Origin of the sequence: Nocardia sp. NPDC058244, assembly GCF_042882065.1 — a bacterium.
Taxonomy (GTDB): Bacteria; Actinomycetota; Actinomycetes; order Mycobacteriales; family Mycobacteriaceae; genus Nocardia.
The window spans coordinates 25,740-39,959 of record NZ_JBHVWX010000008.1 but is presented as its reverse complement, the minus strand read 5'-3'; the positions used below and the strand labels follow the sequence as shown (position 1 = coordinate 39,959).

Sequence of the window (14,220 nt, the reverse complement as noted above, 5' to 3'; positions counted from 1 at the left end):
CATTGTGAAAAGATGGGCACATGCCGAAACGGGTGGACCACAGCTCGCGCCGGGCGACGATCAGCGACGCCGTCATGCGCCTGCTCGCGCGCGACGGGCTGGAGGCGATCAGCCTGCGCCACGTCGCCGCCGAGGCCGGCGTCTCACCGGGCCAGGTGCAGCACTATTTCCCCAGCAAAGACGCGATGATGGAGTTCGCGGCGGGCACCATCGCCCAGCGAATCGCCGCCCGGATCGACACCGCGGGCCCCGACCCCGACCTGCGCCATCTCCTGACCGCCCTGCTCCCCACCGACCCCGACACCACCGCCGACGCCCGCACCCTGATCGGCTACCTGGCCTTCGCCTCAGTCCGCCCCCAGGTCGCCGACACCCTGGCCACCAACGGGCGCGCCTTCCGCGACCACATCGCCACCCTGCTCCCCGACCACCCCGATCCGAGCACCGCCGCCGATACGCTGCTGGCCCTGCTCGACGGCCTGGCCCTGCACGCCACTCTCGGCCAGATCACCCCCGAGCACGCCCGCACAGTCCTGCACTCGGCGATCGACGCGGCCGTCACCGCCCGCTGATCCGCCACGGTCTCGCGCGGCGAACGCTCAGACCGATCGGATCGGCGACGCGGGTGATACCCGCTCGATCGCGAACGGCACCGAGACGCGCCTGCGGTCATGGTGGATTCCGGCGGTCGACATCTTCGGGACGGTACGTCGGCCATCGGCACGCGACGATCGATGATCAGCACGCCGGGTTCGCGCCACCTGCATGGACAGCGCCGGTCCGCCCTCAGCGCGGGCGCGCCGAGGGCGTTGCCTCAAACGGCCGCCCCTGCTTTCCGGGCGCGGAGTTCGGCGACGGCGGTAGCGGTCTCCGCCATCACCAGTTCGGCGTTGATCTGCGCGCCCGCCATGGCGCCCGCCGCCGCGGCCGCGCCGACCTGGGCGGACGGATCGGTGGCATTGCCCGCGATCCAGACGCCCGGGACGGTGGTGCGGCCGACGGGGTCGGCGGGAATGTGGTCGCCCGCGCCGGACGGATGCGGTTGCGGAGCCAGGCCGAGGCCGGTGAGGAAGGTGGCGCGGGTGTTCATGCGCGGGCCGACGACCAGCGCGTCGCGGTCGAGCACGGTGCCGTCAACCAGGCGGACGCCGGTGAGCGTGCCCGCGGCCGACAGCACCTCGGCGACCACGCCGTCGACGATCCGGATGTCGCGCGCGGCAAGCTTTTCCGCGTCCTCGTCACTCAGCGGGGCAGCCGTGTGGGTCAGGAAGACGATGTCGTCGCTGAGCTGACTGAACAGCAGCGCCTGGTGCACCGACATCGGTCCGCCCGCCAGGATGGCGATGCGCTGGTCACGCACCTCCCAGCCGTGGCAGTACGGGCAGTGCAGGACACCGTGGCCCCACTGTTCGCGCAGACCGGGGATATCGGGGAGTTCGTCGGAGAGGCCGGTCGCGACGAGGACACGGCGCGCGAGCACCGTGCGCCCGCCATCCAGCGTGACCCGGAACGACTCCGGCACCGCCGCCGGTCCGGCGCCGTCCGACCCGCCGTCGCGAGGCCCCGGAGGAACCGCATCCGCGTCGACTCGCTCGACCGCGACGACCGCGCCGGGCACCACCTGTCCGCCGTATCCCCGCACCTCGGCCCGCCCGATCTCGAGCAGTTCGGCGGGCGGCATCCCGTCCCGCGCCAGCAAACCGTGCACCCCCTCGGCCGGGGCGTTGCGGGGCGACCCCGCGTCGATCACGACGACGGATCGCCGGGAGCGGGCCAGCATCAGCGCCCCGTTCAGTCCGGCGGCGCCACCACCGATCACCACCACGTCGTAGGTGTCGTTCAACTCTGTCATCTCGACCTCCTTCGCCGACCACAGTGCCGCCAGGCCCGGAAACTGGCAACGAAATTTGCCGCCGTGGCAAACTGGAGAGCATGGACGACCTCGAACAGACCCTCGATTCGGTCGGCCCCCGCCTGCGCGACCTGCGCAAACGGCGCCGGACCACCCTCGCCGACCTGTCGGCCGAAACCGGCATCTCGGTGAGCACCCTGTCGCGCCTGGAATCGGGCGACCGCAAACCCACCCTGGAGCTGCTGCTCCCCCTGGCCAAAGCCCACGGCGTCACCCTCGACGAACTCGTCGACGCCCCACCCACCGGCGACCCGCGCATCCACCTGCGCCCGGTCACCCGCCACGGCATGACCATGCTCCCGCTCACCAAACGCGCGGGCGGCATCCAGGCCTTCAAGATGATCATCGCCCCCAACGCCCGCAACCGCCCCGAGGAACCCCAGGTCCACGAGGGCTACGAATGGCTCTACGTCCTCAACGGCCGCCTGCGCCTGATCCTCGGCGACAACGACATCGTCCTCACCCCCGGCGAAGCCGCCGAATTCGACACCCACATCCCCCACTGGTTCGGCGCCGCCGACAACCACCCCGTCGAATTCCTCAGCCTCTTCGGCAAACAGGGCGAACGAGCCCACTTCCGAGCCCGCCCCAAGACCTCCGACTGATCCACCGAATGAGTCGACCTCGCGTTCACCCCAAACAGCCGCCGGGGGATGAAACAACAGAAAGGCCTCGACCTGCCAACCGGCAGAAACCGCCCGCAAACCGCCACCGCAGGGCCTCACATCCTAAAACTGTTGCACCGCTGCATAATTCAGTCACTCGTTGGGATGAAAGTTGCGGCGGAGGTCGATTCGGCAGATTCGTTCCGCCCGCGATAGCATCGAGATCATGAGCACCCCGGGGGGAGAGAACGGGGCCATGACAGTGGTTCCCGCCAGCGTCCGCGACGTCGGCAACTATGTCTATGGCATCGCCGACACCCTGCGTCAAGCCCTCGACATGGCCAGCGGTGAAGTCGACTCCTGCGCGGGCGGGAGTTGGGCAGGCACCGCGGCAAGCACTTTCGCCACCGGCTGGTCCGAGACTCGCGAAGGCGGCCTGATGATCATCGCCGCTCTCACCACGATGGCCGAGAAGCTCGGCGTCACGGCCGAGACCTACACCCAGCGCGACGAGTCCAACTCGGAGCTGCTCCGAAACTTCAGCTTGGATCTCTAGGAGTCTCCGTGGCAGCGGAATTCAAGGTCGACCTCGACCATCTCGACCAGATCGTCAGCAAGCTAGCCGGTCTCGCAGGCTTTGTCGCGGACCACCTGGACGTCATCGACGACAAGGTAGCCGGGTTGGTGGGCACAGGGTGGGAGGGCGTGGCCGCCGAAGCCTACCGGGTAGCACACGAGGAGTGGGTAACCGGTGCTCGCGAATTCGCTGAGGGTATCCGCGACATGAGCGCCGGGGCCAATGCCGCACACGGCCACTACACCGCGGCGGTAGACGTCAATGTCCGCATGCTCCGAGGGGGTATCTGATGGCTCCACCGGGCTCGGCCTTGGCGGTGGACGCCAACGTGTACTACGAGGCGGCAAAGAAGCTCTCGATCCTGGCCGATGAGATCGGCACCGCTGTCACGCGAGACCTGGCTCCAGGACTGGCGTCCACTGCCGGAATGGGTGGCAACTACCCGGCGGTGGTTGCCTGGTGTACCGCGTACTACATGCATGCCACCGAACTGCGCACGGTCACGCAGACCTATTCCGTCGCGGTCAGTCATTTCGGCGTGATCCTAAATTCGGCCGGATACAACTGGGATGTAGCCGAATACAACGCGAACCTGAATCCGGACAAAGGCGCCGCCCCGTCGCATCCGGTCCGTCGCGGCGTTGACACAGGTGGGTCCGCAGTTTTCCCGGAGATCCCCGTCGCAATCGCCGACAACGGTCCGGGCATGGTGATTACATCTGCGGGCGAGGGCGTGCACTCACGGCGGGGCACACCGAACGGTCGCTCCGATGCACTCGCTGCAGCCGGCACCACGTGGCATAGATTTGCCAACAGTGTCGAGTTGGTGGGCGCGGGTGCGGCCCTGCAGGCAGTCCACGATTCGTTCACTGGTGTGCAGGCACCAGAGGCGCCCGATATCCAGGAGGCACTAGCAGTGCTTCGTGTGGGTGTCGAGCAGATCCGAGTGGTCGCACTAACTATCGGAACCGCGATTCAAGCCCATTGCGACAATCTCATCGACGCGAGGGCTCGCCTCGCCTCCGCCGCTGCCAGCGCATTCCCCGATCATCCCGATGCCCAAATAACCACAACGTCGGACAACACCACGGTCAACATAGATGTTGCTGCGAAATTGACCACGACTGAGGTAACCGACGCTGAGGGACTTCTCGATACCTCGGCACGCGGAACAACATTATTCGCCACGTTGGCATCGATCGGCGTCGGGAACCAAGGATTCGTCGACCCGAATGCCTTGAACAGCCTCACGAGGCTGAAAGCCCTGAGCGAACTACCGCTACTCATCGAGACCGGCGATCAGGATTCGAATACGCGTCTGATCGACGATCTGGACAACATGGCCACCTGGAACACTCCACCGCCGACTTTGACTGCTGTCGACCTCAGTGCGCTGGATGCCTACGGCCCGCAGATGAAGACCTGGGCGATGCTCGCGGTGCAGTACGGCAACGAGGCGGGTGTCGATCCCCGGTTGGTTCTTGCGATGGCGCTACAGGAGGGTGCACCCCTGCGGTCAGGACTCGGCAGTACGTTCTACGAGGACTTGTCAGGCGGTCCGTCGACCTATCATCCAAGAGAGGGCGGCATCGGCGCAGGAACAATGTATGACGAGTTCCGAAAGGATACTACCGATCTCAGGGAATGGCAGGAGGGCCGCCCCGATGGAGTAGGAAACTCGATCGGCTTGACAAACATGAAGGAAATTCAGTTCAATCAAGTGAAAGAGAAGTATCCATCACAGTTCGAGGGCCAGGAATGGTCGGACCTTGTTGGAAACAACGACTTGGCACTGAAGGCTACGGCCTATAACTTGAAGCTGTTGACTGACGATGCAGCGTCGCATGCAACTGCCGATGTCCGGGCGAGCCAGCCCTTGAACCAATTCCTGAGCTCCAGCTACAACGCACTGGGCGTCGTGGACCGCTCGCGATCGGTTGCAGAGGGCGACACCTTTTCCGGTACCGAGATCGAACACGGCTACAGCACGGTAAAACCTGGCGGAACTTTCGCATTGGCGGATACAATTCTGCGCGGAACGGGGGCCTACCGGTGAATTCGATAATTCTTGCCCTTGTTTTCCTGATCGCGCCGCTGTGCTGGCTACTGGTGGTACGCACGCTTCGACTCGGGCTCGGCGTCGGCGCGATTCTTGTTCTCATCGCGGTGACAGAATTCGCCGTTGCGAAGGACTGGCTGTTTACAGAATTGGCGACCACGACTCTGGTCCTGCTGATTGTGATTCACGTCGCGGTATTGATTGCTGGATTTGTTGCCGACGCAAGCGTCGGCGGTCGGCGGTCCAGATCGAGAATCGTTGGCCTTGCCCTGGGATGCGCGTACTGCCTCGCCGCCCTGGCGGTGACCTTTATGATGGTCGTCGTATTGGGCGGGGAACGTTCTGCGGTGCCGCCCAGCGACGTACTCCCTTCCCTCCCACCGGGACTAACGATCGTTGCGGACACCGACATGGGCTGCCGGTACGGTAGCTCCTCGACGTCGTGCGATCGGGAGTTCCAGATCGGGAGCACAGACGATGCACCTGCTCGTGAAGTCGCAGAGATGATGGTCCGACATCTCCGTAATGCGGATGAGTGGCAACTGGCCTTCGTCGAGGATCTCGACTGGTGGAGCGGAACCCGCCGAGAGGGCTGGGGGCTCGACCGCAGCACGATGCACGTGTGGGTGAAGGTTCGAAACGACCAGACGATAGTGACATTCGGAGATGAAGCGAGGAACTGACGGCTGAACGCGGTCCGACGGAGGGCGCAGTGATAGCGGTCGGACAGAACCGAATGGCGGCGGCTCAGCCCTGCAGTGCCGCGATGAGGGCGGGGCTCAAGGCAAGAGCGGGGAGGGATTCGACGAGTAGGTCGACCAATTGTTCTCGGGTGATGGGCTTTTCGGTCATCCAGGTGAGGATTGTTTCCTCGACGAAGGCGATCCAGCCGCGGATGGCCAGGGTGAGGCGGGCGAGGTCGGGGTCGTCGGGCGGGAGTGGGAGTTCGCCGACGATGAGATCGGCGATGGCGCCGCGGGTTTCGTTGACGTAGTCGACCAGGTCGGGGGCGATGCTCGCGGGTCCGCGCAGCACGGAGCGGTAGGACGCGGAGTGCTCGGTGGCGTAGTCGACGAAGCGCTCGATCGAGTCGCGCAGCATGTCGAACAGCGAGAGCTCGCGGTTGGGCGTGACGGCGGCGAAGAACTCGGCGCTCACGTGACGGGCGATCGCCTCGTGGAACTCCTGCTTGGAGGCGAAGTAGTGGAACAGCAGCCCGCGTGAGATGCCCGCCTGCTTGGCGATGTCGTCGACCGAGATGTCCTCGAGCGATCGCTCGGCCAGCATCTCGGCACCGAGGGTGATCAGCTGCAGCCGCCGCTCCTCGGGGCTGAGACGAACCCGCTTGGCCGCTCCCGCACTCGTGATACTCACGTCAATCATCCTAACGCTACTGAATCTGATTCAATAGCTGTTGACTCCCGCTCAATAAGAACGTAGTCTGCATTACATGAGTCGCAAGGTTACAGACAAAGTTGTCGCCGACCGCGGCGCCCGCCACATCAAGACGATCATCGTCGGCAGTGGGTTCGCGGGCCTCGGAATGGCCATCCGGCTGCGCCAGCAGGGCGCCGAGGATTTCCTCGTCCTGGAGCGCGGCAGCGATGTCGGCGGTACCTGGCGGGACAACACCTACCCCGGCGCCGCGTGCGACGTGCCGTCGCACCTGTACTCCTACTCGTTCGCGCTGAACCCCGACTGGTCGCGCTCGTTCTCCAAGCAGGGCGAGATCCAGGCCTACATCCGGGGCGTCGCCGAGAAGAACAATGTGCTGGACAAGCACCTGTTCGACTGCGATGTGCTCGGTATGCGCTGGAACGCCGAGACCGCGCGCTGGGAGATCACCACCAGTAGGGGCGACTTCACCGCCGACACCGTGGTCTCCGCGGTCGGCGCCCTGTGTGAGCCGTCGCTGCCCGACATCAAGGGCATCAACGAGTTCAAGGGCGAGATCTTCCACTCGGCCCGCTGGGACCACGACGTCGAGCTCGCGGGCAAGCGCGTCGCGGTGATCGGCACCGGCGCCTCGGCCATCCAGATCGTGCCCGCCATCGCGAGCAAGGTCGCCCACCTCGACCTCTACCAGCGCACCGCGCCGTGGCTGCTGCCGCGCATGGATCGCCCGTACTTCCTGCCGGAACGCCTGGCGTTCAAGTACATTCCCGGCGTGCAGCGCCTGTCCCGCGCGGCCATCTACGCCGCCCGCGAGACCCAGGTCGTCGGCCTGGCCAAGTACCCCGCGCTGATGAAGATCTTCGAGACCATCTCGCGCGGCAAGCTGCTGGCCGAGGTCCGCGACCCGGTCAAGCGGGCCAAGGTCACCCCGAACTACCGCATCGGCTGCAAGCGCATGCTGATCTCCAACGAGTACTACCCGGCGATCGACCGCGACAACGTCGAGGTGATCACCGAGGGCATCACCGAGGTCAAGGCCGGCTCGATCGTCACCAAGGACGGCACCGAGCGCGAGATCGACGCACTGATCGTGGCCACCGGCTTCCACGTCACCGACTCCCCCGCCTTCGAGACCATCACCGGGCGCACCGGGCAGACCCTGTCCGAGCAGTTCGACGAGGTCGGCCAGCGCGGCTACAAGGGCTCGACCATCGAGAACTTCCCGAACATGTTCTTCCTGCTCGGCCCGAACGTCGGCCTCGGCCACACCTCGATGGTGTTCATGATCGAGTCGCAGATCAACTACGTCGCCGACGCGCTGGCCACCATCGACAAGCAGGGCCTGCGCACCGTCGAGGTCCGCAAGGACGCGGTCCGCGAGTACAACGCCGAGCTGCAGGCGAAGATGGCCGACAGCGTCTGGATGAACGGCGGCTGCGCCAGCTGGTACCTGGACAAGCACGGCAACAACACCACGCTGTGGCCCGATTTCACCTTCCAGTTCCGTAGGCTGACCAAGAATTTCGATGTCGCTGCCTACGACACGACTTCTTCGACCGACTCCGACACCGAACTGAAAGTGGTGGCAGCACAGTGAGCAATGATGCTTACTTCACGAACAAAGTCTGTGTGATCACGGGCGCGGGCTCCGGCATCGGCCGGGCGCTGGCCGAGAACCTGGCCCGGCGCGGCGCCAAGCTGGCGCTGTCCGACATCGACGCCGAGGGCCTGGCCGAGACCGTGCGCATCGTCGAGGGACTGGGCGCGCAGGTCAAGGCCGACCGGCTCAATGTCGCCGAGCGCGAGGCGTTCCTGCTCTACGCCGACTCGGTGAAGGCGCACTTCGGTGTCGTGCACCAGATCTACAACAACGCGGGCATCGCCTACCACGGTGACGTGGTCAAGACCGACTTCAAAGACATCGAACGCATCATGGACGTCGATTTCTGGGGCGTCGTCAACGGCACCAAGGCGTTCCTGCCGATGCTGATCGAGTCCGGTGACGGCCACGTCGTCAATGTGTCGAGCCTGTTCGGCCTGGTCACCGTGCCCGGCCAGGCGGCCTACAACTCGGCCAAGTTCGCGGTGCGCGGCTTCACCGAGGCGCTGTACCAGGAGATGAAGATCTCCAAGGCGCCGGTCAAGGTCACCTGTGTGCACCCCGGCGGCATCAAGACCGCCGTGGCCCGCAACGCCACCTACGCCGAGGGCATCGACGGCGCCAACACCGCCTCGCTGTTCGACAAGTACCTGGCGATCCACAGCCCGGAGATGGCCGCGCAGACCATCACCGAGGGTGTGCGCAAGGGTCACGCGCGCGTGCTGATCGGCTGGGAGGCCAAGGTGCTCGACGTGAGCGTGCGCTTCCTGGCGTCGGGGTACAACCGGATCTCGGCCGTCGTCAACGGCCGCTTCATGCCGCACTGACGCGACTAGGAAACGCCATGCGCGAGTTCACCATCCCGCTGCCGATCGCCCGTGCGGTGCTGGATCCGATCTTCCGGGTCACGCTCAACGCGCGGCTGCCGGTGGCGGTGCAGCGCACCCTGCTCGACGTGGCCTCCGTGCTGCAGCCGATGCCCGACGGTTCCGTCGTGCAGCATCTGCAGCTCGGCGGCCGCCCGGCCGAGCGGGTCATCGCCGAGACCGCCATCCCCGGTTCGCTGACCAGGGCGGTCCCGCCGGAGCGCGCCGCGGGCGCGATCCTGTACCTGCACGGCGGCGGGTACGTCGTCGGGTCGCTGGCCACCCACCGCTCGCTGGTCGCGCGGCTGGCCAGGGACAGTTCCTGCGCGGTGTACTCGCTGGACTACCGCCTCGCCCCGGAGCATCCGCTGCCCGCGGGCCTCGACGACGCCGAAGCGGCGTTCCTCGATCTGGTGGAGAACGTCGGCTACCGGCCCGATCAGATCTGCCTCGCCGGTGACTCGGCGGGCGGCGGCCTGGCGCTCGCGCTGGCCCAGCGACTGCGCGAGCGGCACCAGATGACACCCGCCGCGCTTGGCCTCATCGCGCCCTGGGTCGACCCCACCCAGGTGCCGAGTCGCAGCCGCGACCTGGTGATCAACCGGGCGTGGTCGCAGGCGTGCGCCGCCTACTACCTCGGCGACGGCGCCGCAACCGATGCGGGCTACGCTCCGCTCACCGGAAACCTCATCGGACTGCCTCCCACCTACGTGCAGGCCGATGTGAGCGAACTGTTACACGATCAGTGCTGTCAGCTCGTCTCGGCCCTGCGTGGCGCGGGTGTGCACGTCCGCTTCACCGAAACCCGCGGCCTCTGGCATGTCGCGCAACTGCAGGCCGCGCTGGTCACCGAGGCAGCGCTGGCACTCAGCGAACTCGCAGAATTCCTGCGAGAAGCAATCCAGCCAGTTTCGATCGACGATTTACGATAAGTCCTGGTGACAGGATTTTCGGACGGCGATATCGCGGCCCGCCCGAACGTGTCGTAGATTACTGGCGAGTAGAACCCACTGGAAGGGCACTGATGCGAGAGTTCGAAGTTCCGGCTTCCTACACCATCCCGGACGATGCGAACAATTCCGACAACGTCTTCCGCTTCGCCGCGGAGACGCCGAACACGGTGTTGTTCAACGTCCCGAACGGCAGCGGCGGCTGGAACGACGTCACGGCGAAGCAGTTCGAGAAGGCCGTCACCGGCGTCGCCAAGGGCCTGATCGCCTCCGGCATCGAACTCGGCGACCGCGTCGCCATCATGGCAGCCACTCGCTATGAGTGGACCCTGCTGGACTTCGCGATCTGGGCCGCCGGTGGCGTCACCGTCGCGATCTACGACAGCTCGGCCGCCGAGCAGGCCAAGTGGATCCTGCAGGACTCCGAGACCAAGCTGCTGGTCGTCGAGAACGACAAGCACCGCGCCACGATCGACGAGATCGAAGCCGGGTCGCTGCCCGCGCTGGCCGAGACCCTGCAGATCGACAAGGGCGCGATCGAGCAGCTCACCGAGCGTGGCGCCGACCTCGACGACACCGTCGTGCACGAGCGCCGCAAGCAGGTCGGCGCGGCCTCGCCCGCCACCCTGATCTACACCTCGGGCACCACGGGCAAGCCCAAGGGCGTCCAGCTGACCCACGCGAACCTGTACGCGGAGTCGCGCTCGGGCGGCATCGAGCTGGCCGCTTTCGTCTCCGAGGGCCAGAAGACCCTGCTGTTCCTGCCGCTGGCGCACGTGTTCGCCCGCGCGGTCGCGCTGATCGCCTTCGACTCCAAGGTGACCATCCGGCACAGCTCGGACTGGACGACCCTGGTGGAGCAGTTCGGCGAGTTCAAGCCGGACTTCATCCTCTCGGTGCCGCGCGTGTTCGAGAAGGTCTACAACTCGGCCAAGCAGAAGGCGCACGACGGCGGCAAGGGCAAGATCTTCGACGCCGCCGCCGACACCGCCATCGCCTACAGCGAGGCGCTCGAAAAGGGCGGCCCCGACCTGATCCTGAAGCTGAAGCACTTCGTCTTCGACAAGCTCGTCTACAGCAAGCTGCGCGCCGCGCTCGGTGGTCAGTGCCTGGCCGCCGTGTCCGGTGGCGGCCCGCTGGGCGCGCGCCTTGGCCACTTCTTCCGTGGCGTCGGCGTCACCATCTACGAAGGCTACGGCCTGACCGAGACCACCGCCGCGTTCAGCGTGAACACCCCGCAGTTCATCCGGGTCGGTTCGGTGGGTCGCCCGATCCAGGGCCACGCGGCCAAGATCGCCGAGGACGGCGAGCTGCTGCTCAAGGGCTCGGTCGTGTTCGACGGCTACTGGGGCAACCCGGAGGCCACCGCCGAGTCCTTCGAGGACGGCTGGTTCAAGACCGGTGACCTGGGCGCCATCGACGCCGACGGCTTCATCACCATCACCGGCCGCAAAAAGGAAATCCTGGTCACCGCGGGCGGCAAGAACGTCTCCCCCGCCGTGCTCGAGGACTCCCTGCGCGCGCACCCGCTGATCAGCCAGGTCATGGTCGTCGGTGACGGCCAGCCCTTCATCGGCGCGCTCATCACCCTCGACCCGGAGGCACTGCCGGGCTGGAAGGAGCGCAACGGCGTCGCCGCCGACACCGCGATCGAGAGCCTGATCGAGAACCCGACGCTGGTCGCCGAGGTGCAGGCCGCGGTCGACGAGACCAACAAGAAGGTCTCCAAGGCCGAGGCGATCAAGAAGATCCGCATCCTCCCGGTCGACTGGACCCAGGAGGGTGGCGAGCTCACCCCGAAGATGTCGCTCAAGCGCGCCGTCGTCATGAAGCAGTACGCGGGCGAGGTCGACAAGATCTACTCGTAGTCCCCGTCTCGTCCGGAAGGCCGGTTGCGTTCGCGCAGCCGGCCTTCCGGCGTTTCAGGCGACGGCCGCGGACCGTTCGCGCAGGACGCGCAGTCCGGCCAGACCCACCGCGAGATCGGCGGCGATCTCGAACAGGGCCGCGAACCAGGAGAACCCGGTGACGTTCGCGTCGGCCGGCGCGTTGACGAAGCTGTCGCTGAGCGGGCCGAACCAGTCCGGCAGCAGGTGCACGACGAAAAAGCCCGCCGCGCTGGCGAAGCCGACGATCACCGCGGCCAGCGGGGCCGCGGAGTGCCGCCGGAACACCAGGACGACGACGAGCAGGGCCGCCAGGAGTTGCAGTGTGCCGAGCGCGTTGACCAGGGCCGAGGTGGCGTCCATCCCCCGGCGGAGATGGTCGGCGCCGTGGACGACGAGGGCGACGGCGAACACGGCGGTGGCCGCGCGCAGGGTGGTCTCGGGTGCTGTGGTCTCGGGCATGGGAGCCTCCTGCCGAGGACGGATTCAGTTCTACTACGGAGTGTAGTTTTCACCGTCGGCCGAGGACAGCTGTTCCGTCGTCACAGATCGGTCTCGGCGACGTAGGCTCGCTGACATGGCGTTGTTGCGGGTAGCGGCCGGAATCGCGGCGGCCGCGCTGGTCCTCGGCGTGGCCGAACTGGTCGCGGTGTTCACCGGTGCGGGCAGCGCGCCCGCGTACGCGCTCGGCGCGACCGTCGTCGACCACACGCCGGACGGCCTGCGCGAGTGGGCGATCCAGAGCTTCGGCCGCAACGACAAGACCGTGCTGTTCGTATGCATGGGCGTGGTGGCGGTGCTGGTCGCCGGTCTGGCCGGGTGGCTCGAGCGGGTCACCCGGCCGGCCGGATCGATCGTGTTCGCGGTCTTCGGGGTGGTCGCGGCGGTGATCGGAGCCGGGCGGATCGGCGGAGTCAGCGGTGCCCTGCCCGCGCTGATCGGCACCGCGGCAGGGATTCTCGCGTTGCGAGGGCTCACCCGGCGCATCGATGCCATGCCATCACCACCCGCGTCGACGGGCGTGCACCCGGGACCGGGGCGTGGCGTGGGACCCGCAGATACGGCGCTCGGCAGCGGCGAATCGCCGGTCGGTGCACCGGACCAGTCGGCGGTGACCGCCGGGCGGCGGCGGGTGCTGGGCGGGATCGCCGCGACCGGGGTGATGGCCATCGGCGCCGGGCTCGCCGGGAGGTTGCTCGGCGGTGCGCGGACAGATGTGACGGCCGAGCGGTCCACCGTCGAGTTGCCCGGTCCCGCAACGCCGCTACCCGAACTTCCCGCCGACGCGGACCTGCGCGTGCCCGGACTCACGTCGTATCTGACCCCGGCCGACGATTTCTACCGGATCGATACCGCGCTGATCCTTCCCCAGGTGTCCACCGCGGATTGGTCGTTGCGCATCCACGGCATGGTCGACCGCGAAATCCGGCTCACCTGGGACGATCTCGCGCGCCGCACGCCGGTGGAACACCTGGTGACGCTGGCCTGCGTGTCCAATCCGATCAACGGCGACCTGATCGGCAATGCCCGCTGGCTCGGCTACCGCCTCGACGAACTGCTCGCTGAAGCGGGCCCGCACCCCGACGCCGACATGGTGCTCTCGCACAGCAAGGACGGCTGGACGGCGGGCAGTCCGCTGGCCGCGCTCACCGACGGCCGTGACGCGCTGCTGGCGATCGGGATGAACGGCGCTCCGCTGCCGGTCCAGCACGGCTATCCGGCGCGACTGGTGGTGCCCGGCCTCTACGGATACGTCTCGGCCACCAAGTGGGTCACCGAGCTCGAGGTGACGCGATTCGACAAGGCCACCGCCTACTGGACGCGGCGCGGGTGGTCGGCGCAGGGCCCGATCAAGACCGGCACCCGGATCGACACCCCCCGCGGGCGCGGCCGGATTCCGCAGGGCCGCACCACGATCGCGGGCGTCGCCTGGGCCCAGCACCGCGGCATCACCGGCGTCGAGGTGCAGATCGACAACGGCGACTGGCGGCCAGCCCGCCTGTCGACCGAAGTCTCGATCGACACGTGGCGCCAGTGGGTCTACGACTGGGACGCCACCACCGGGCCGCACACCATCCGCGCCCGCGCCATCGACAACACCGGGGTGCCGCAGACCGCGGTCGAGCAGGATGTCGTCCCGGACGGGGCGACCGGGTACCCGACCCTCACCCTCCAGGTCGCCTGATCGAACGGTTCGTCCCGGTCGTCGGCAATTCAGCCCGACGGCGCTGACGACCTGGTCGAGCACCGATCCGACAGCCGGAAGGGGGGGGGGGGCTGCGCGCGCCGGGAGCCGGGTGGCGGGGTGGAGGACCGCGGGGCCCCCGCTTCGGCCGCGGGGAGGGGCGGTCCGGTGTCGGGGGAGAGGGT

General features: G+C 67.1%; 14 protein-coding genes. 11 read left to right on the top strand and 3 right to left on the bottom strand.

Annotated elements, in window-relative coordinates; translation table 11 throughout:
• The first annotated feature begins 20 nt into the window (after positions 1–20).
• Positions 21–572 carry a TetR/AcrR family transcriptional regulator gene (locus tag ACFVW6_RS24790; protein ID WP_378823237.1) on the top strand — a complete coding sequence of 184 codons (552 nt, stop codon included), beginning with the start codon at positions 21–23 and terminating at the stop codon, positions 570–572.
• A 242-nt stretch (positions 573–814) separates the two neighbouring features.
• Here ACFVW6_RS24790 and ACFVW6_RS24785 read toward each other — a convergent pair whose 3' ends face one another.
• A complete protein-coding gene (locus ACFVW6_RS24785; protein WP_378823238.1) occupies positions 815–1,852 on the bottom strand; it encodes an NAD(P)/FAD-dependent oxidoreductase in 1,038 nt (345 codons plus the stop codon).
• An 80-nt stretch (positions 1,853–1,932) separates the two neighbouring features.
• Here ACFVW6_RS24785 and ACFVW6_RS24780 point away from each other — a divergent pair, with 80 nt between their 5' ends.
• The 5 genes from ACFVW6_RS24780 (at position 1,933) to ACFVW6_RS24760 (ending at position 5,836) form a co-directional block, all read left to right on the top strand.
• Complete coding sequence (locus ACFVW6_RS24780; protein WP_357343259.1) at positions 1,933–2,517, top strand: XRE family transcriptional regulator; 585 nt, start codon at positions 1,933–1,935, stop codon at positions 2,515–2,517.
• A 256-nt stretch (positions 2,518–2,773) separates the two neighbouring features.
• Entirely contained in the window at positions 2,774–3,073 is a 300-nt protein-coding gene (locus ACFVW6_RS24775) for a WXG100 family type VII secretion target (RefSeq protein ID WP_378823239.1), read from the top strand.
• An 8-nt stretch (positions 3,074–3,081) separates the two neighbouring features.
• Positions 3,082–3,384, top strand: a complete 303-nt coding sequence (locus tag ACFVW6_RS24770) for a WXG100 family type VII secretion target (RefSeq protein ID WP_355276286.1) — start codon at positions 3,082–3,084, stop codon at positions 3,382–3,384.
• Positions 3,384–5,150, top strand: coding sequence for a hypothetical protein (locus ACFVW6_RS24765; protein ID WP_378823240.1), 1,767 nt, complete (start codon positions 3,384–3,386; stop codon positions 5,148–5,150). Before ACFVW6_RS24770 ends, ACFVW6_RS24765 begins: the two co-directional genes overlap by 1 nt.
• Positions 5,147–5,836 carry a hypothetical protein gene (locus tag ACFVW6_RS24760; protein ID WP_378823241.1) on the top strand — a complete coding sequence of 230 codons (690 nt, stop codon included), beginning with the start codon at positions 5,147–5,149 and terminating at the stop codon, positions 5,834–5,836. The genes ACFVW6_RS24765 and ACFVW6_RS24760 overlap by 4 nt, the downstream gene beginning before the upstream one ends.
• Positions 5,837–5,900: 64 nt before the next feature.
• On the opposite strand, the gene ACFVW6_RS24755 is transcribed toward ACFVW6_RS24760, so the two are convergent.
• On the bottom strand, positions 5,901–6,536 hold the full coding sequence (locus ACFVW6_RS24755; RefSeq protein WP_355276291.1) for a TetR/AcrR family transcriptional regulator: 636 nt from the start codon (positions 6,534–6,536) through the stop codon (positions 5,901–5,903).
• Between the two features lie 67 nt (positions 6,537–6,603).
• Between ACFVW6_RS24755 and ACFVW6_RS24750 the strand changes: the two genes are divergently transcribed.
• From ACFVW6_RS24750 to ACFVW6_RS24735, 4 genes are all read left to right on the top strand, one after another.
• Positions 6,604–8,145 (top strand): flavin-containing monooxygenase, encoded by a 1,542-nt coding sequence (locus ACFVW6_RS24750; RefSeq protein ID WP_378823242.1) that lies wholly within the window; start codon positions 6,604–6,606, stop codon positions 8,143–8,145.
• Entirely contained in the window at positions 8,142–8,975 is an 834-nt protein-coding gene (locus ACFVW6_RS24745) for an SDR family oxidoreductase (protein ID WP_355276294.1), read from the top strand. The genes ACFVW6_RS24750 and ACFVW6_RS24745 overlap by 4 nt, the downstream gene beginning before the upstream one ends.
• A gap of 17 nt (positions 8,976–8,992) precedes the next feature.
• Positions 8,993–9,946, top strand: a complete 954-nt coding sequence (locus tag ACFVW6_RS24740) for an alpha/beta hydrolase (protein WP_378823243.1) — start codon at positions 8,993–8,995, stop codon at positions 9,944–9,946.
• A 92-nt stretch (positions 9,947–10,038) separates the two neighbouring features.
• Positions 10,039–11,832: an AMP-dependent synthetase/ligase gene (locus ACFVW6_RS24735; RefSeq protein WP_378823244.1), complete on the top strand. Its 1,794-nt coding sequence runs from the start codon at positions 10,039–10,041 to the stop codon at positions 11,830–11,832.
• 54 nt (positions 11,833–11,886) lie between these two features.
• Here ACFVW6_RS24735 and ACFVW6_RS24730 read toward each other — a convergent pair whose 3' ends face one another.
• On the bottom strand, positions 11,887–12,312 hold the full coding sequence (locus tag ACFVW6_RS24730) for a hypothetical protein (RefSeq protein WP_378823245.1): 426 nt from the start codon (positions 12,310–12,312) through the stop codon (positions 11,887–11,889).
• 115 nt (positions 12,313–12,427) lie between these two features.
• Between ACFVW6_RS24730 and ACFVW6_RS24725 the strand changes: the two genes are divergently transcribed.
• Entirely contained in the window at positions 12,428–14,035 is a 1,608-nt protein-coding gene (locus ACFVW6_RS24725; RefSeq protein ID WP_378823246.1) for a molybdopterin-dependent oxidoreductase, read from the top strand.
• Positions 14,036–14,220 lie beyond the last annotated feature (185 nt).